General features: G+C 71.4%; 15 protein-coding genes, 1 pseudogene and 1 riboswitch. Of the genes and pseudogenes, 7 read left to right on the forward strand and 9 right to left on the reverse strand.

Going from position 1 to position 16,443, the window contains the following annotated elements:
* Nucleotides 1-106 precede the first annotated feature (106 nt).
* From EJF31_RS16025 to EJF31_RS16040, 4 genes are all read left to right on the forward strand, one after another.
* Nucleotides 107-1,408 carry an ABC transporter substrate-binding protein gene (locus EJF31_RS16025; protein ID WP_125038124.1) on the forward strand — a complete coding sequence of 434 codons (1,302 nt, stop codon included), beginning with the start codon at nucleotides 107-109 and terminating at the stop codon, nucleotides 1,406-1,408.
* 115 nt (nucleotides 1,409-1,523) lie between these two features.
* Entirely contained in the window at nucleotides 1,524-2,507 is a 984-nt protein-coding gene (locus EJF31_RS16030; RefSeq protein WP_125038125.1) for a carbohydrate ABC transporter permease, read from the forward strand.
* A complete protein-coding gene (locus EJF31_RS16035) occupies nucleotides 2,504-3,421 on the forward strand; it encodes a carbohydrate ABC transporter permease (RefSeq protein WP_125038126.1) in 918 nt (305 codons plus the stop codon). Before EJF31_RS16030 ends, EJF31_RS16035 begins: the two co-directional genes overlap by 4 nt.
* A gap of 103 nt (nucleotides 3,422-3,524) precedes the next feature.
* Nucleotides 3,525-5,657: an alpha-galactosidase gene (locus EJF31_RS16040; RefSeq protein WP_125038127.1), complete on the forward strand. Its 2,133-nt coding sequence runs from the start codon at nucleotides 3,525-3,527 to the stop codon at nucleotides 5,655-5,657.
* Here the strand turns inward: EJF31_RS16040 and EJF31_RS16045 are convergent.
* The 8 genes and pseudogenes from EJF31_RS16045 to thiE all read right to left on the reverse strand — a co-directional run bounded on the left by EJF31_RS16045 (nucleotide 5,651) and on the right by thiE (nucleotide 11,860).
* Entirely contained in the window at nucleotides 5,651-6,286 is a 636-nt protein-coding gene (locus EJF31_RS16045) for a DUF1707 domain-containing protein (protein ID WP_125038128.1), read from the reverse strand. The two genes, EJF31_RS16040 and EJF31_RS16045, sit on opposite strands and share 7 nt — an antisense overlap.
* Before the next feature lie 10 nt (nucleotides 6,287-6,296).
* Nucleotides 6,297-7,642 (reverse strand): annotated as a pseudogene (gene thiC / locus EJF31_RS16050) (phosphomethylpyrimidine synthase ThiC).
* 317 nt (nucleotides 7,643-7,959) lie between these two features.
* Nucleotides 7,960-8,751 carry a bifunctional hydroxymethylpyrimidine kinase/phosphomethylpyrimidine kinase gene (thiD, locus tag EJF31_RS16055; protein ID WP_125038129.1) on the reverse strand — a complete coding sequence of 264 codons (792 nt, stop codon included), beginning with the start codon at nucleotides 8,749-8,751 and terminating at the stop codon, nucleotides 7,960-7,962.
* A complete protein-coding gene (locus EJF31_RS16060) occupies nucleotides 8,748-9,308 on the reverse strand; it encodes a thiamine phosphate synthase (protein ID WP_125038130.1) in 561 nt (186 codons plus the stop codon). Before EJF31_RS16060 ends, thiD begins: the two co-directional genes overlap by 4 nt.
* On the reverse strand, nucleotides 9,305-10,066 hold the full coding sequence (locus EJF31_RS16065) for a thiazole synthase (RefSeq protein ID WP_125038131.1): 762 nt from the start codon (nucleotides 10,064-10,066) through the stop codon (nucleotides 9,305-9,307). Before EJF31_RS16065 ends, EJF31_RS16060 begins: the two co-directional genes overlap by 4 nt.
* The gene (thiS, locus tag EJF31_RS16070) at nucleotides 10,063-10,251 is read right to left on the reverse strand and encodes a sulfur carrier protein ThiS (RefSeq protein WP_125038132.1); all 189 of its coding nucleotides are present in this window, start codon (nucleotides 10,249-10,251) and stop codon (nucleotides 10,063-10,065) included. The genes EJF31_RS16065 and thiS overlap by 4 nt, the downstream gene beginning before the upstream one ends.
* A complete protein-coding gene (locus EJF31_RS16075; RefSeq protein ID WP_125038133.1) occupies nucleotides 10,248-11,267 on the reverse strand; it encodes an FAD-dependent oxidoreductase in 1,020 nt (339 codons plus the stop codon). Before EJF31_RS16075 ends, thiS begins: the two co-directional genes overlap by 4 nt.
* Complete coding sequence (gene thiE, locus EJF31_RS16080) at nucleotides 11,267-11,860, reverse strand: thiamine phosphate synthase (RefSeq protein ID WP_125038134.1); 594 nt, start codon at nucleotides 11,858-11,860, stop codon at nucleotides 11,267-11,269. The genes EJF31_RS16075 and thiE overlap by 1 nt, the downstream gene beginning before the upstream one ends.
* Nucleotides 11,857-11,966: riboswitch (TPP riboswitch) on the reverse strand. (Overlaps the previous gene by 4 nt.)
* 80 nt (nucleotides 11,967-12,046) lie before the next feature.
* Between thiE and EJF31_RS16085 the strand changes: the two genes are divergently transcribed.
* The gene (locus EJF31_RS16085) at nucleotides 12,047-13,735 is read left to right on the forward strand and encodes a fumarate hydratase (RefSeq protein WP_125038135.1); all 1,689 of its coding nucleotides are present in this window, start codon (nucleotides 12,047-12,049) and stop codon (nucleotides 13,733-13,735) included.
* A gap of 53 nt (nucleotides 13,736-13,788) precedes the next feature.
* Nucleotides 13,789-14,460 carry a methyltransferase domain-containing protein gene (locus EJF31_RS16090; protein ID WP_125038136.1) on the forward strand — a complete coding sequence of 224 codons (672 nt, stop codon included), beginning with the start codon at nucleotides 13,789-13,791 and terminating at the stop codon, nucleotides 14,458-14,460.
* Nucleotides 14,461-14,466: 6 nt separating this feature from the next.
* Here the strand turns inward: EJF31_RS16090 and EJF31_RS16095 are convergent, their stop codons facing one another.
* On the reverse strand, nucleotides 14,467-15,030 hold the full coding sequence (locus EJF31_RS16095) for a hypothetical protein (protein ID WP_125038137.1): 564 nt from the start codon (nucleotides 15,028-15,030) through the stop codon (nucleotides 14,467-14,469).
* Nucleotides 15,031-15,056: 26 nt separating this feature from the next.
* On the opposite strand from EJF31_RS16095, the gene EJF31_RS16100 reads away from it, so the two are divergent.
* Nucleotides 15,057-16,439, forward strand: coding sequence for an aspartate ammonia-lyase (locus EJF31_RS16100; protein WP_125038138.1), 1,383 nt, complete (start codon nucleotides 15,057-15,059; stop codon nucleotides 16,437-16,439).
* The last annotated feature ends 4 nt before the right edge of the window (nucleotides 16,440-16,443 follow it).

Consider the following 16,443-nt stretch of genomic DNA (forward strand, 5'->3'; position numbering starts at 1 on the left):
CATGATCCTGCTGATTCGATTCAGCATGTGTCGGGGGTCACAGTAGCCCCGCTGGCACCCTCCGAGTCAACCAAGTGCCACTCGCCGTCAAACCTGAGGAGAAACGATGCGAGTACGAGGTCGTACCGCCCTGATGGCGGCCGTTGCCGCCGCGTCCATGTCCCTCACCGTCACCGCGTGCGGTGGCGGTGGGAGCTCGTCCGACAGCAACACCGTCACCATCTGGAGCAGCATCGACCAGCCCGTCCAGGACGGCCTGCTCAAGGCTCTGGAGGCCAAGATCAAGGCCGGCGGGGACAACATCACGATCAAGTGGCAGAAGGTTGAGAACATCAACCAGCTGATCATCACGAAGATCCAGTCGGGCGACACCCCCGACATCGCACTCGTGCCGCAGCCGGGCGTGGTCTCCCAGATGAACCAGCTCGGGGCGATCAAGTCCCTCGACGACGCGGTGGACATGAGCTCGCTGCAGTCGAGCATGATGCCCGGCACGCTCGAGTCCGGCACGATCGACGGCAAGCTCTACGGCCTGCTGGTCAGCGCCAACGTCAAGGGCCTGGTCTTCTACAACAAGAAGGACTGGGCCAAGAAGGGCTACGACGCGTCGTCGGTCAAGGACTTCGCCAGCCTCGAGTCGCTGGCCAGCAAGATGCAGGCCAACGGCGACACCCCGTGGTGCTTCGGCATCGAGTCCGACACCGCGACCGGCTGGCCGGCCACCGACTGGCTCGAGACGCTGGTCATGAAGCAGTCCGGTGCCGACGCCTACAACTCCTGGGTCGCCCACGACATCCCGTTCGACGACACCGTGGTCAAGGACGCCGGCGCCGAGATGGAGAAGCTCCTCTTCGGCGACGGCAGCGTGCTCGGCGGCATCAAGTCGGCCACCAGCACCAACTTCGGTGAAGCCGGCACGCCCATGTTCGACAGCCCGTCCAAGTGCGAGATGCTCGTCCAGGGCTCGTTCATCACCGGCTTCTTCCCGAAGCCCGTGGTCGCCGACCTCGACGCCAACGTCGGCGTCTTCGGCTTCCCGCCCGCCACCGCCGGTGGCGAGAACCCCGTCGAGGGTGGTGGCGACCTGCTCACCATGCTCAACGACAGCGCCAACGTGAAGAAGGTCGTGGGCTACCTGTCGGAGACCGACATCGGCAACGACGCGGCCCCGAGCAGCTCGTTCTTCTCGCCGCACAAGGACTTCGACACCAGCCTCTACCCCAACCAGGTCACCAAGGACGAGGCCGACTACGCCTACACCGCCTCGACGTTCCTCTTCGACGGGTCGGACTCCATGCCCGCCGAGGTCGGCACGGGCTCCTTCTGGAAGGAGATGACCGCGTGGATCAGCGGTGACGAGGACCTCAACACGGCCCTGAAGAACATCCAGGACAGCTGGCCCAGCTAGCCGTTCGGGCCCGAGCAGCACCCGGGGGCGCGGGCAACCACCGCCCGCGCCCCCGGTGCACTCGGGTTCTCCGTCGTCCCTCAACCCCGTCACGACCCAAGGAGGTCGGCACACCATGGGCGGTAAAGCGGTCATTGCCCTGTTGACGGTCATCGCCGGTATCGGCGGCGCGATCATCGTCTTCTGGTTGCTCAACAAGCTTGCGGAGATCCTGCCGGGCAGGTGGGAGGACCGAATCAAGCCCTACCTCTACATCCTCCCGGCCTTCGGCGCGATCGTGCTCTACCTCGTCTATCCGGCGGTCCTGACGGTCATCAACAGCTTCAAGGACAACTTCAGCCGCGAGTACGTCGGCTTCAAGAACTACAGCGCCCTCTTCCAGGACCACAACTTCCGGGACACGCTGTTCAACACCGTCCTGTGGATCCTGATCGTCCCGGCGATCACCGTCATCCTCGGCCTGCTGGTCGCGGTCCTCGCCGACCGGCTCAAGCCGACCGGCGAGAAGGTCACCAAGACCGTGATCTTCCTGCCGATGGCGATCAGCATGATCGGCGCGGCGACCATCTGGCGCTTCGTCTACGTCTCCAACCCCAAGGGCACCGCCCAGACCGGACTGCTCAACGCCTTCGTCGGCACCCTGGGCTCCGACCCGGTCCAGTGGCTGCAGAAGCAGAACTTCCACCTCAACAGCCTGCTGCTGATGGTGATCCTGGTCTGGCTCCAGGTCGGGTTCTCCATGGTGCTGCTCTCCGCGGCGGTCAAGGGCGTCCCGGTCGACACCCTGGAGGCGGCCCGCATCGACGGCGCCAACGAGCGCCAGATCTTCTCGCGGGTCGTGCTCCCGCAGATCAAGGGCACGGTCATCACGGTGTTCATCACCGTGACCATCGGCGTGATGAAGATCTTCGACATCGTCTACGTCAACACCAACGGCAACTTCAACACCAACGTGCTGGGCAACGAGTTCTACAACCAGATCAGCACCTTCATCAACTACGGCAAGGCGTCGGCGATCGTGGTCATCCTGATGGTCGCGGTCGTCCCGATCATGTGGTACCAGGTGCGCAACTTCCGGGCCGAGGAGGCGAACGGATGACCGACACAGCCGCAACTCCCGCCACGGCGACGCCCACGAGGCAGCCGCGCCGGGCCGCCACGCACGTCGACGCCAACCCGGCCAAGGCCGGGTGGTTCGCCAAGATCATCCTGACCGTCCTGTGCGTGCTCTGGATGGTCCCGATCCTGGGCACCTTCGTCACGTCGTTCCGGACCATCGACGACGTGAACAAGTCCGGGTGGTGGCACTTCTTCACCCCGACCGGGTTCACCGACGCGACGATCGACAACTACCACCACGCCCTGTCCGGCAAGGGCATGGGCGACGCGTTCATCAACAGCCTCGCGATCACCCTGCCGGCGACGTTCATCCCGATCCTGGTGGCCGCGGTCGCGGCGTACGCCTTCACGTTCATGGAGTTCAAGGGGCGCGACTTCCTGTTCCTGATGATCGTGAGCCTGCTCGTGGTGCCCAACTACGTCGCGTTCATCCCGATCACCAAGATCTACCGGGACGTCGGCATCAACGGCACGTTCGCGGCCGTGTGGCTGGCCCACATCGGGTTCGGCATGTCGCTGGCGATCTACATCCTGCGCAACTACATGGCGACCCTGCCCAAGACCGTCATCGAGTCGGCGAAGATCGACGGCGCCAGCCACTTCCAGACGTTCTACAAGCTGGTGCTGCCGATGTCGGTGCCCGCGCTCGCGTCGTTCGCGATCTTCCAGTTCCTCTGGGTCTGGAACGACCTGCTCGTGGCCCTGGTGTTCCTCGGCCCCGGCGACAAGGAGCCGGTCACGGTCAACCTGACCCACTTCAAGACCCAGCTCGGACAGGGCTGGGAGCTCACGACCGCCGGCGGCTTCCTCACGATGCTGCTGCCGATCATCGTGTTCCTGGCGCTGCAGCGGTTCTTCGTCCGCGGCCTGACCGCCGGCGCGGTCAAGGGCTGAGCCCAGGACCGTCGAGACACACCTCGAACGCCCGGGCAGCCCACTGCCCGGGCGTTCGTGCTTCCCCGCCCCATCCCCCACCCTCCTCAAGGAGTGCGCCCGCATGCTCTTCCCGCTCGGGAACCCCACCAGCCCCGGACCTCGGACCTGCGTCGAGATCGACACGACCGCCGGCGGGATGCCCCACGTGCTGTGGACCGGCCCGGCCCGCGACGGCGTCGCCCGTGCCGGCGGCTTCCCCGTCGTACCCAACGGTCCGGGGATGCCCCTGCTCGGCGAGCAGTCCCACGGCCGCCTGACCCGTCCGCACCTGCGCGGCCACCGTCTCGACCCGGCCACCTCCTCGGCGGGCCGCTCGTGGACCACCCACTTCGAGCCGGACGCGGTCCAGGCCGTGGGCGACGTCCTCGCGGTCCACGCCGCCGACAAGGACGCCGGCCTGGAGGTGCTGCTGGAGCTCGAGTCGGTCGCCGGCGGCTCCCTGCGCGGCCGCTGCACCGTGACCAACACGGCCTCCGACGCCTACGTCGTGGACGGCCTGGAGGTCGTCCTGCCCGTCGAGGACCACCTCGTGGAGGCGCTCGACTTCACCGGCCGCCACGAGCGCGAGCGCAGCCCCCAGCGGCACGTCGTGACCGACGGGCTCTGGTTGCGTGAGGGTCGCGGCGGACGGCCCGGCCTGGACGCCGCGACCATGGTGGTGCTCGGCACCCCCGGCTTCTCCGGCCCGGAGGGTTCCGTGCTCGGCTGCCACGTCGCCTGGAGCGGCAACTACGTGCTCCGCGTGGAGCGCGACGCCGCCACCGGCACCACGATCGGCGGCGGGGAGCTGCTGCTGCCCGGCGAGGTCGTGCTGGCCGAGGGCCAGGGCTACACCACGCCGTGGGTGTTCTTCGGCGCCGCCGACGACGGCCTGGACGGGCTGGCCGCCAGCTGGCATGCCTGGCAGCGGTCGCTGGCCGCCCACCCGGCCCGCCAGCCCGTGGTGCTCAACGTGTGGGAGGCGGTCTTCTTCGACCACGACCTGCACCGGCTGAGCGGCATCGCCGACCGGGCCGCACGGGTCGGGGTCGAGCGCTTCGTCCTCGACGACGGCTGGTTCCGCCACCGCCGCGACGACACCGCCGGGCTCGGCGACTGGTGGGTCGACGACGGGGTCTGGCCCGACGGCCTCGACCCGCTGATCGACCACGTGCGCGAGCTGGGCATGGAGTTCGGCCTGTGGTTCGAGCCGGAGATGGTCAACCCCGACTCCGACCTGTTCCGCGAGCACCCCGACTGGATCCTGTCCGCCGGGCCGCACCGGGCCCCGCGCGAGCACCGCTACCAGCAGGTGCTCGACCTGACGCGCCCCGAGGTCTTCGACTTCCTCTTCGAGCGGGTGTCCGCGATCCTCTCGGCCCACCCGATCGACTACGTGAAGTGGGACCACAACCGCGACCTCCTGGAGGCCGGCACGGGTCAGCGGGGCGGGGCACCCGCCGCCCACGAGCAGGCCCTGGCCTTCCACCGACTCCTCGACGCGCTCGCCGAGGCCCACCCCGAGGTGGCCTGGGAGTCCTGCGCGTCCGGCGGCGGCCGGATCGACCTGAGCGTGCTCGAGCGGGTCCAACGGGTGTGGACGTCCGACATGACCGACGCCCTGGCCCGGCAGCAGATCCAGCGCTGGTCGACCCAGCTGGTCGCCCCCGAGTACCTCGGCGCCCACGTCTCCTCCCCCGTCTCGCACACCACCGGCCGCACCCTCGACCTCGACTTCCGGTGCGCCACCGGGCTGTTCGGCGCCTTCGGCATCGAGTGGGACCTCACGCAGGCCTCCGAGGAGGACCTCGACCGGCTGGCCGACTGGATCGCCCTGCACCAGCGCCTGCGGCCCCTGCTGCACACCGGCAGGGTCGTGCGTCCGGAGTCCTCCGACCCGGCCGTGCTGCTGCACGGCGTGGTTGCTGCGGACCGCTCCGCCGCGCTGGTGGCCCACGTGCAGCTCGACGAGTCGACCCACAACCGCGGCGTCGCGGTGCGCGTGCCCGGGCTGGACCCGGAGGCGTCGTACCGGCTGGCGTGGGAGGGCCCGGTGGCGCTGCCCCACGTCAGCATGTCGGCGGCGCTCCCCGAGGAGGGGCCGACGGCGGGGGTCGAGGTCAGCGGTCAGGTGCTGGCGGCGCGCGGGTTCTGGATGCCTCGGCGGATGCCGGAGACGGTCACGCTGGTGACGGTGGAGCGCACCGGTCAGTGACCGGGGCGCAGGGCCTTCCGGGAGCCGCCCGGGAGGTGCTTGCGCTCGACCGAGACGCCACCCCAGACCGCGATCCCGCGGATCCGGACGGTCGGCGAGGTCTCGTCGAGGTCGGGCGCGACGAGTCCGGACGGACCGGTGTAGCCGCCCATGATGCCGGTGCCCTCCACGATCACGTGGGTGTGCGGGTTGACCAGGATCGAGGCACCGCCCATGAAGGCGTTGACGGTCACGACGACCTCGGACGCCGCGAACTTCGCCTGCCGCATGTCGAGGTTGGCGCCGCCCATCAGGGCGATGACCGTGAAGTGCTGGGGCACCACCCAGACGCCCTTGCGGTCCACGCCGCTCATGATCGCGAGGTGGCGCTCCTGGACCGGCCCGACCACCACCGGTGAGGGAACCGTCGACCGCGGCGCGACCTGCGGGCCGTCCTGGTGGGCGGGCAGGTCGAACGTGATCGGCACGAGGTCGGCGTAGGTCTTCGCGGCGTACGTCGCCTCCAGGCGCTGGTCGAGCTCGTCGAGGTCGATCCGCCCGTCACCGGCCGCCTGCCGCAGCACCTCCGCGACCTGGTGTCGCTCCGCGTCGGAGATCCGCATGCGCGCCGGATCGAGCTCTCCTGCCATGCCGGCCAGCCTAGTTCGCGGGCAGAGGCTCCTCCACGTAGACGGTGCCGCCGAGCTGGAGGAACTCCGCCGACTTCTCCGCGAACCGTTCCCGCACGTCCTGGCTGATCCGCATCGAACAGAACTTCGGGCCGCACATCGAGCAGAAGTGCGCGGTCTTGGCGCCTTCCGCGGGCAGGGTCTCGTCGTGGAAGGACTGTGCGGTCTGGGGGTCGAGGGACAGCGCGAACTGGTCGTGCCAGCGGAACTCGAAGCGTGCCTTGGACAGCGCGTCGTCCCAGTCGCGGGCACCCGGGTGTCCCTTGGCGACGTCGGCGGCGTGCGCGGCGAGCTTGTAGGTGATGACGCCGGTCTTGACGTCGTCGCGGTCGGGGAGGCCGAGGTGCTCCTTGGGGGTGACGTAGCAGAGCATCGCGGTGCCGTGCATCGCGATCGTGGCCGCGCCGATGGCGCTGGTGATGTGGTCGTAGCCGGGCGCGATGTCGGTGGCGAGCGGGCCGAGGGTGTAGAACGGCGCGCCGTGGCACCAGTCCTGCTGGAGGCGGACGTTCTCCTCGACCAGGTGCAGCGGCACGTGTCCGGGGCCCTCGACCATGACCTGGACGTCGTGGGCCCAGGCCCGCTCGGTCAGCTCGGCCAGCGTGCGGAGCTCGGCGAGCTGGGCGGCGTCGTTGGCGTCGGCCACGTGCCGGGCCGGAGGCCGTCGCCGAGGCTGAAGGAGACGTCGTAGGCCGCGAAGATCTCGCAGAGCTCGTCGAAGTGGGTGTAGAGGAAGTTCTCCTCGTGGTGGGCCAGGCACCAGCCGGCCATGATCGAGCCGCCGCGCGAGACGATGCCGGTGACCCGCTCGGCGGTGAGCGGCACGTGGCGCAGCAGCACGCCGGCGTGGATCGTCATGTAGTCGACGCCCTGCTCGCACTGCTCGATGACGGTGTCGCGGAAGACCTCCCAAGTGAGCTTGTCGGCCTCGCCGTCGACCTTCTCCAGGGCCTGGTAGATCGGGACGGTGCCGATCGGGACCGGGCTGTTGCGCAGGATCCACTCGCGGGTGGTGTGGATGTCGTCGCCGGTGGAGAGGTCCATGACGGTGTCGGCTCCCCAGGTCACCGCCCAGGTCAGCTTGTCGACCTCCTCGGCGATGGAGCTGGTGACGGCGGAGTTGCCGATGTTGGCGTTGATCTTCACCAGGAACGCCTTGCCGATGACCATCGGCTCGGCCTCGGGGTGGTTGACGTTGGCGGGGATGATCGCGCGGCCGGCGGCCACCTCGGAGCGGACCAGCTCGACGTCGCAGCCCTCGCGGCGGGCGACGTACTGCATCTCGGCGGTGGTGATCCCGGCGCGGGCGTAGTGCATCTGGGTGACGGTGGCGCCGTCGACGGCCCGGCGCGGTGGGGTGCGGGTGCCGCGCCACTCCTCGCGGGCTGCGCCGCGGCGTACGGCGGAGCGGCCGTTGTCGTGCAGCTGGGCCTCGCGGCCGGTGTAGGTGGTGGTGTCGCCGCGGGCCTCGATCCAGGCCGCGCGCAGCGGCGGGAGGCCGACCTCGGGGTCGCTGCCGGGGCCGGCGGTGCAGTAGCGGTCGAAGGTCTCGCCGTTGGTCAACGCGACCCGGGTGACCGGGACCTGGATGTGGCCGTGGTCGACGAGGACACGGGTGTGGGCGGGGTGGACGGTCATGTCGGCTCTCCTGCTGGGTTGTGGGTGGTGGTGTGGGCGACGGGTCCGCGGCCGCGGCCGAGGGTCCAGCGCCTGCTGGTGTCGAGCTGCCGGACGGTGAACAGCCCGGCGTGGTGGACGGCGGCGTCGAGGTCGGCGCCGCGCGCGAGGTGGGCGGCGAGGGCGGCGCTGAAGGTGCAGCCGGTGCCGTGGTCGTTGGTGGTGGGGACGGATCGGTGGGTGCGGGCGACCGGGCGCTGGCCGGGCAGGGCGAGCCAGTCGGTGCAGGTGTCGCGGGTGCCGCCGCCGGTGAGGACGACGGCCGGGCCGGTGTCGGCGAGGGCGGCCGCGGCGGTCGCGGGGTCGGTGGCCCGGCCGAGCAGGATCGCGGCCTCGTGGGCGTTGGGGGTGATGACGGTGGCGGCGGGGAGGAGGTGGGCCCGGTAGGCGGCCACGACGTGCTCGTCGCCGAGCACGACGCCGCTGGTGGCGACCAGCACGGGATCGACGACGAGGGGGCGTCCGGCGAGCCGGCGGGCCAGGAGCTCGACGACCTCGGGCGTGCCGAGCATGCCGGTCTTGACGGCCGCCACAGGGAGGTCGTCGAGGACGGCGTCGAGCTGGGACTCGACGCTGGCCAGCGGCACCGGGTGCACGTCACGGATGCCGGTGGTGTCCTGGGCGGTGACGGCGGTGACCACGCAGGCGCCGTGCACCCCGAGGGCCGCGAACGTCGCAAGGTCGGCCGCGATCCCGGCCGCTCCCCCGGAGTCGGTGCCGGCAACGGTCAGCGCGACGGCGGGCGTCATCGGAGCTCCGCGAGCAGGCGTGCCACGACGTGCGCGGGCTCAGCGGCGCGCATGACGGCGCCCATGACCGCGACCCCGTGGGCGCCGGCCTCGACGGCCGCCCGGGCGTTGCCGGGATCGATGCCGCCGAGGGCGAAGACGGGGATGCCGGCGTCCCGCGCGAAGGCGTCGTGAGGGAGCGGTGGTCCGTGGCCGGGCTTGCTGGCGGTGGCGGCGTACGGCGACAGGGTCGCCCAGGACGCGCCGTCAGCGACGGCACGTCGTACGTCGTCGGCGGAATGGCAGGACCGGCCGTGCCAGCCGTCCACGCGTTCCTGGTGCGCCGCGAGATGGAGCCCGTGGGCGGCAGGGTCGGCGATCCGCGAGGAGATGACGGTGAGGCCGGCGAGCTCGGCGAGCCGGTCGAGGAGGGCCCGCCGGTCGCGGGGGGCGAGGTCGTGCTCGCGGACGACCACGGCCTCGAGCCCGGCGTCGACGCACTCCGCGACCGTGCGCGACAGGGACCGGCCCTTGCTGAGCTGGGCGCGATCGGTGAGCAGGAGGAGGCGCGTCCTCATGCGGTCTCCCGGGCGGGGCTGGAGGCCCGGGCAGTGGGCCGCTTCGGGATCCGGCCGGCTGCGCGGGCGGCGTGCCCGGCCTCGACGGCCAGGGCGAGGGCGCGGCCCATGGCGACCGGGTCGTCGGCGCGGGTGATCGCGCTGGCGGCGAGCACCGCGGCGCAGCCGAGCTCCATGGCCAGGGCGGCGTCGCTGGCGGTGCCGACCCCGGCATCCAGCACGACGGGGACGCCGACGGCTGCGGCCACCGCCTCGATCGCGTGCGGGTTGAGGATGCCGAGCCCCGAACCGATCGGGGCACCGAGCGGCATCACCGCGGCACAGCCCGCGTCCTCGAGACGGCGGGCGAGCACCGGGTCGTCGGTCGTGTAGGGCAGCACCGTGAACCCGTCGCGGACCAGCGTGGCCGCCGCGTCGAGCAGCTCGACCGCGTCGGGCAGCAGGCTGCGCTCGTCGCCGATCACCTCGAGCTTGACCCAGTCCGTGCCGAGCGCCTCACGGGCCAGGCGGGCGGTCAGCACGGCCTCGCGGGCGCTGAGGCAGCCGGCGGTGTTGGGCAGCAACCGCACCCCCGCCCGAGTGAGGGTGTCGAGCAGGCCGCCGTCGCGGGTCGCCGACGTACGGCGGACCGAGACGGTGACCAGGCCGGGCCGCGCGGCGGCCAGGAGCGGCTCCAGCAGCGCCGGGCGGGGCAGGCCGCCGGTGCCGAGGAAGAGGCGCGAGGTGAGCGGGACGCCGGCGATGGTGAGGGTGTTCATCCGCCCTGCACCGCCGTGACGACCTCGACGACGTCGCCCTCGTGGAGAGCGGTCGCGGGGTGCCGGTCGCGTGGCACCACCTCGCCGTTGAGGGCGACGGCGATACCGCGCCGCCCCCGGACGAGGTCGGCGACGGTGCTCCCGTCGGCGACGACGGCCGGCTGGCCGTTGCGGATGATGTTCACGCGGGTGCTCCTTCGGAGGGGACGGGCAGGACGCGGCGCGGGTCGAGCGTGGGGTGGACGGCGCCGCAGTCGAGGTGGTCGGCGACGAGTCGGGCGGTCAGGGGCGCGAGCAGCACGCCGTGCCGGAAGTGGCCGGCCGCGAGCACGACGGCGGGGTCGTGGGTGGGGCCGACGAGGGGCAGGTGGTCGGCGGTGGCCGGCCGGTCCCGGGCCAGGACCTCGATCAGCTCGGCCCGGTCCAGGCCCGGCACCAGCTCGCGGGCCGCCTCGAGCAGCCGGGCGACCCCGCCCAGGGTCGCGACCGGGGGCGCGTCGTGCTCCTCCGACGTCGCCCCGATCACGACCTCGCCGTCGGGGCGTGGCACGACGTAGACCGGGACACCGTGCACCCAGCCGCGCACCGTCCGCTGGGGCGGGTCGTCGGTGCGGGCCCGCACGATCTCGCCGCGGACGCCGTGCACGAGGTGAGTCCAGGGTGCGGGCAGCCGGGCGCCGGTGGCCACCACCGTGACGTCGGGGGTCGTGGCGTCGACCTCCGGACGGACGGGCACCCGGGCCAGCAGCGCCGCGACCACGGCCCGCGGGTCGACGCTGTGGTCACCGGGCAGCAGCGCTCCGCCGGCGACGCGGGCGGACAGGGTCGGCTCGAGGCGGCGTACGTCGGCCGCGGACAGCGGCTCGCCGCGCACACCGTGCGACGCCAGCAACGCCACCTGCCGCTCGACGTCCTGGAGGTCACCGGCGTCGCGTCCCACCAGCAACGTGCCCGTCGTCGTGAGCGGTACGCCGAGGCGTCCGGCCCAGCCCGGCCACAGCGCGAGGCTTGCCATCCCGAGGCGGAGGATCTCCTCCTCGCCGTGCCACACCTCGCTCGAGGGGCTGAGCATCCCCGCCGCGGCATGGCTGGCACCCCGCCCCGGCGCGGGGTCGACCACCTCGACCTCGTGGCCCCGGACGAGCAGCTCCTCGGCGCAGGCCAGGCCGACGATCCCGGCCCCGAGGACCCGGACGCGCATCAGGCGACCGCTGTCAGGAGCTCCTTCGCGGCTGCGACCGGGTCGGGCGGCCGCCAGATCGAACCGATCACGGCGACCCCGTGCGCCCCGGCCGCACGCACCAGCGCGGCCCCGGCCGCGTCGATGCCCCCGATCGCGACCAGCGGCAGCACGCCCGCGGCCGCGGCGACCGCGGCCACGCCCAGGGGGTCCGGCAGGCCCACCTTCGAGGTGGTCGCGAAGACGGGACCGAAGCCGGCATAGTCCGCCCCCTGCTCGCGGGCGGCCACGACCTCCGCGCGGGACCTGCAGGTGGCGCCGACGACCAGTCCCGGTGCGATCCGGCGCGCGTCGGCCACCGGCAGGTCCGTCGCACCGAGGTGCACCCCCGCGGCCCCCGCGGCCAGAGCCACGTCGACCCGGTCGTCCACGACGACGAGGGCGCCGTACTCCTCGACCGCGGAGCGGACCGCACGGGTCAGGGCCAGCAGGGCACGGTCGTCGACCGCCTTGGCACGGACCTGGAATCCCCCGACGCCGGCCGATGCGAGGGCCGGCAGCAGGGACAGGTCGTCGGTGGCGTCGACGAGACAGAAAAGGCGTGGCAACAGCACGGAACGCTCCTCGCTTCCTTCGCCGGCATGACCCGGATCAGGTTCGACGGTCGGAGCGGAACAGCTCCCTCTCAGCTCGCTGCCGCGAGCTCCCGTGGTGGACGGCGCCGAACCTAGCAGCCCGCGGGGACCGCCCGGCAAGACCGCAGGCGGAGCCGTCCGCAGGCTGGACTAACCTGACGTTCCGTGAGCACTGAGCCCGAGTTCCGCTACTCCGACCTCCTCCCGACCGGCAAGGACGACACGCCCTACCGGCTCGTGACCACCGAAGGGGTCTCCACGTTCGAGGCCAACGGGCAGACCTTCCTCCAGGTCTCGCCCGAGGCGATCCAGCGGCTGACCGCCGAGGCGATGCACGACATCAGCCACTACCTGCGGCCGGCCCACCTCGCCCAGCTGCGCAAGATCATCGACGACCCCGAGGCCTCGGGCAACGACCGGTTCGTCGCGCTCGACCTGCTGAAGAACGTCAACATCTCCGCCGGCGGCGTGCTGCCGATGTGCCAGGACACGGGCACCGCGATCGTGATGGGCAAGAAGTCCGAGGGCGTGCTCACCGGCGCCGACGACGGCGAGGCGATCAGCCGCGGCGTCTACGACGCCTACACGAAGCTCAACCTGCGCTACTCCCAGCTCGCCCCGCTCACGACGTACGAGGAGAAGAACACCGGCACCAACCTGCCGGCGCAGATCGAGCTCTACTCGACCCCGTCCAAGGACGGGAAGCCCGAGTACAAGTTCCTGTTCATGGCGAAGGGCGGCGGCTCGGCCAACAAGTCGTTCCTCTACCAGGAGACCAAGGCCGTCCTGAACCCCGAGCGGATGCTGACGTTCCTCGACGAGAAGATCCGCTCGCTCGGCACGGCGGCCTGCCCGCCGTACCACCTCGCGGTCGTCATCGGCGGCACGTCGGCGGAGTTCGCGCTCAAGACCGCGAAGTACGCCTCGGCGCACTACCTCGACAACCTGCCGACCGAGGGGTCGATGTCGGCCCACGGCTTCCGCGACCTCGAGCTGGAGGAGAAGGTCTTCGAGCTCACGCAGTCCTTCGGGATCGGCGCTCAGTTCGGCGGGAAGTACTTCTGCCACGACGTCCGCGTCGTCCGGCTGCCCCGCCACGGCGCCTCGTGCCCGGTCGCGATCGCGGTGTCGTGCTCGGCCGACCGCCAGGCGCTGGGCAAGATCACCGCCGAGGGCGTCTTCCTCGAGCAGCTCGAGACCGACCCGGCGCACTACATGCCCGACGCCGGCGTCTCCGACGAGATCGCGGCCGGGGAGGTCGTGAAGATCGACCTCACCCAGCCGATGTCGGAGATCCTGGCGACGCTCTCGCAGCACCCCGTGAAGACCCGGCTCTCGCTGACCGGCCCGCTCGTCGTGGCCCGCGACATCGCCCACGCCAAGATCAAGGAGCGCCTCGACGCCGGCGAGGACATGCCGCAGTACCTCAAGGACCACCCGGTCTACTACGCCGGCCCGGCCAAGACACCCGAGGGCCACGCGTCCGGCTCGTTCGGCCCGACCACCGCCGGCCGGATGGACTCCTACGTCGAGCAGTTCCAGGCCGCGGGCGGCTCGATGGTGATGCTGGCCAAGGGCAACCGCTCCAAGCAGGTCACCGAGGCGTGCCACACGCACGGCGGCTTCTACCTCGGGTCGATCGGCGGCCCGGCGGCCCGCCTGGCCCAGGACTGCATCAAGTCCGTGTCGGTCCTCGAGTACGAGGAGCTCGGCATGGAGGCCGTCTGGAAGATCGAGGTCGAGGACTTCCCCGCCTTCATCGTCGTCGACGACAAGGGCAACGACTTCTTCACCGACCCCTCCGGCGCCGTCAACATCCCCATCTCGGGGATAAGGGTCCGCTCGGCCGAGTAGGCGCGAGAGGGCCCCTGACTGCCCGGGAGTGCCCTCTCGGCGAGGATGGGGGCATGGAGTACGTCGAGATCGCCCGTGCCGAGTCCGAGCGTGGCGAGCTGGTGCTCCGCGAGCGCCGCGAGGAGGGCGCCCCGACCTCGCTGGAGCTGCGCGCCAACGGCATCTTCGTGATGGACACCGTCGAGACGAGCAGCGAGCGGGCGCTGGCGACGGCGGCGCTGGCGCTGGTCGAGGACCCGCGGGCCGTCGTGGTGGGCGGGCTGGGGCTCGGCTACACGATGCACGAGGTGCTGGCCGACTCCCGCGTGGAGAAGTGCGCGGTCGTGGAGATCGAGCAGTCGCTCGTCGACTGGATGCGTGACGGCACGGTCCCCCACGGCCCCACGCTGCTGGCCGACCAGCGGGTCGTGCTGGTGGTCGCGGACGTGGCGGCGGCGATCGCGGAGGCTCCCGACGACAGCTACGACCTGGTGCTGCTCGACGTCGACAACGGTCCGGGCTACCTGGTCCACGACAGCAACGCGGCGGTCTACCGCGCCCCGTTCCTGGAGCACGTGCGCCGCGTGCTGCGGCCGGGTGGCGTGCTGGTCATCTGGTCGGCGGACCGGTCGGACGAGCTCGAGGCCGCGCTGCGTGAGGTCTTCGGCAACGCCGACACCACGTCGTACGACGTCCTGCTGCAGGAGCGCGACGAGCAGTACTGGCTGCACACCGCGAAGGGCTGACGCGCCTCAGTCGGAGCCCGGGGCGCTCGCCGGGATCGGGTCGGGCGGCGCCGGAGGGCCGACCTCCTCGTGCGCGCGCTCGCGCACGGCCCGCCGGATCTGCTCGAGGTTGTTGCGCAGCGCGTCGGAGACGAGCTCGTCCATGCGCGGGTCCGCGAGCATCTCGATGAGCACGCGCATCACGGTGTCGGTGACCTCCGAGACCAGCGCCTCGTAGCCCGGGAGCTTGCTGACGAGCCGGGCGTTGGGGTCGTCGCGGAGCTTCTCGGCGACGAGGTCCTTGAGCTCGTCGTGGTTCTCGCGGATCGCGTCGGAGATGTTCTTCGTGTAGTGCCCGGTCTGGATGACCGCCGCCACCTCGTCGAGCACCACGATCGTGAGCGGCCGCTTGAGGACCGTGAGCAGCCGCAGCGAGTGGCTGCCGGCCCACTCGACGAACGACGGCCGCTGCATGCCCATCCGGAGCAGGAGGGCGCCCACCAGTGCGGCGAGCACCGAGCCGCCCAGCAGCACGCCGAGGACGAGCAGGACGGCACCGATCGGGCTGAGGTCCGTGAACCACTGAGTCACGGGGCCACGCTAGTAGCGTCGTGCCCATGAGCGACTACCGCACCGAGCACGACAGCATGGGCGAGGTCCGGGTCCCGGCCGACGCCCTGTGGCGGGCCCAGACCCAGCGGGCGGTGGAGAACTTCCCGATCAGCGGGACTCCCATCGAGCCGGCCCTCATCCACGCGCTCGCGCGGGTGAAGCACGCTGCCGCGCTGGCCAACAAGGAGCTCGGGGTGCTGCCGGCGGAGGTCGCGGACCCGATCGCCGCGGCGGCCGAGCTGGTGGCCCAGGGGCGCGAGGACGACCAGTTCCCCATCGACGTGTTCCAGACCGGCTCCGGCACCAGCTCCAACATGAACGCCAACGAGGTGATCGCGAGCCTCGCGAAGCGGGAGGGCCACGACGTCCACCCCAACGACCACGTCAACGCGAGCCAGTCGAGCAACGACACCTTCCCGACGTCGGTCCACGTGGCGGCGACGCTCGCGGTGGTGGAGGAGCTCCTCCCGGCGCTGGCGACGCTGGAGCGCAGCCTCGCGGCCAAGGCGACGGAGTTCGCCGACGTCGTGAAGTCCGGCCGCACACACCTGATGGACGCCACCCCGGTGATGCTGGGCCAGGAGCTCGGCGGCTACGCCGCCACGATGCGGTACGCCGGGGAGCGGCTCGAGTCGGTCCTCCCCCGCGTCCGCGAGCTGCCGCTGGGCGGCACCGCGGTCGGCACCGGCATCAACACGCCACCCGGCTTCGCGCAGCGCGTCATCGCCGTACTCGCCGAGACGACCGGGCAGCCCTTCACCGAGGCCCGCGACCACTTCGAGGCCCAGGGCACCCGCGACTCGCTGGTCGAGCTCAGCGGGGTGCTGCGCACCATCGCGGTCGGCCTGACCAAGATCTGCAACGACCTGCGCTGGATGTCGAGCGGCCCGACCACCGGCCTGGCCGAGATCCACCTGCCCGACCTCCAGCCCGGGTCGAGCATCATGCCCGGCAAGGTCAACCCCGTCCTGCCCGAGGCGACGCTGATGGTCTGCGCCCAGGTGATCGGCAACGACACGACGGTCACCGTGGCGGGCGCGAGCGGCAACTTCGAGCTCAACGTGATGATGCCGGTGATGGCGCGCAACGTGCTCGAGTCGATCCGGCTGCTCACGACCTCCACGACGCTGCTGGCGACACGCTGCGTCGACGGCATCACCGCCGACGTCGAGCGGATGCGGCAGTATGCCGAGTCCTCGCCGTCGGTCGTCACCCCGTTGAACAGGCACATCGGCTACGAGAACGCCGCCCGGGTCGCCAAGCGGGCGATGGCCGACGGCACCACCATCCGCGAGACCGTCCTCGCGATGGGCTTCGTCGAGCGCGGCGAGCTCACCGAGGACGAGCTCGACCAGGCACTCGACGTGAAGGACATGACCCACCCGTGACCCA

Source organism: Nocardioides sp. LS1 (assembly GCF_003865225.1).
GTDB lineage: Bacteria > Actinomycetota > Actinomycetes > Propionibacteriales > Nocardioidaceae > Nocardioides > Nocardioides ginsengisegetis.

Coding starts and splice junctions, on each gene's coding strand:
- EJF31_RS16030 (WP_125038125.1), top strand. CDS start 1,524: ATGGGCGGTAAAGCGGTCATTGCCCTGTTGACGGTCATCGCCGGTATC.
- EJF31_RS16100 (WP_125038138.1), top strand. CDS start 15,057: ATGAGCGACTACCGCACCGAGCACGACAGCATGGGCGAGGTCCGGGTC.
- EJF31_RS16060 (WP_125038130.1), bottom strand. CDS start 9,308: ATGAGGACGCGCCTCCTCCTGCTCACCGATCGCGCCCAGCTCAGCAAG.
- EJF31_RS16040 (WP_125038127.1), top strand. CDS start 3,525: ATGCTCTTCCCGCTCGGGAACCCCACCAGCCCCGGACCTCGGACCTGC.
- EJF31_RS16090 (WP_125038136.1), top strand. CDS start 13,789: ATGGAGTACGTCGAGATCGCCCGTGCCGAGTCCGAGCGTGGCGAGCTG.
- thiD (WP_125038129.1), bottom strand. CDS start 8,751: ATGACGCCCGCCGTCGCGCTGACCGTTGCCGGCACCGACTCCGGGGGA.
- EJF31_RS16065 (WP_125038131.1), bottom strand. CDS start 10,066: ATGAACACCCTCACCATCGCCGGCGTCCCGCTCACCTCGCGCCTCTTC.
- EJF31_RS16035 (WP_125038126.1), top strand. CDS start 2,504: ATGACCGACACAGCCGCAACTCCCGCCACGGCGACGCCCACGAGGCAG.
- EJF31_RS16025 (WP_125038124.1), top strand. CDS start 107: ATGCGAGTACGAGGTCGTACCGCCCTGATGGCGGCCGTTGCCGCCGCG.
- EJF31_RS16075 (WP_125038133.1), bottom strand. CDS start 11,267: ATGCGCGTCCGGGTCCTCGGGGCCGGGATCGTCGGCCTGGCCTGCGCC.
- EJF31_RS16045 (WP_125038128.1), bottom strand. CDS start 6,286: ATGGCAGGAGAGCTCGATCCGGCGCGCATGCGGATCTCCGACGCGGAG.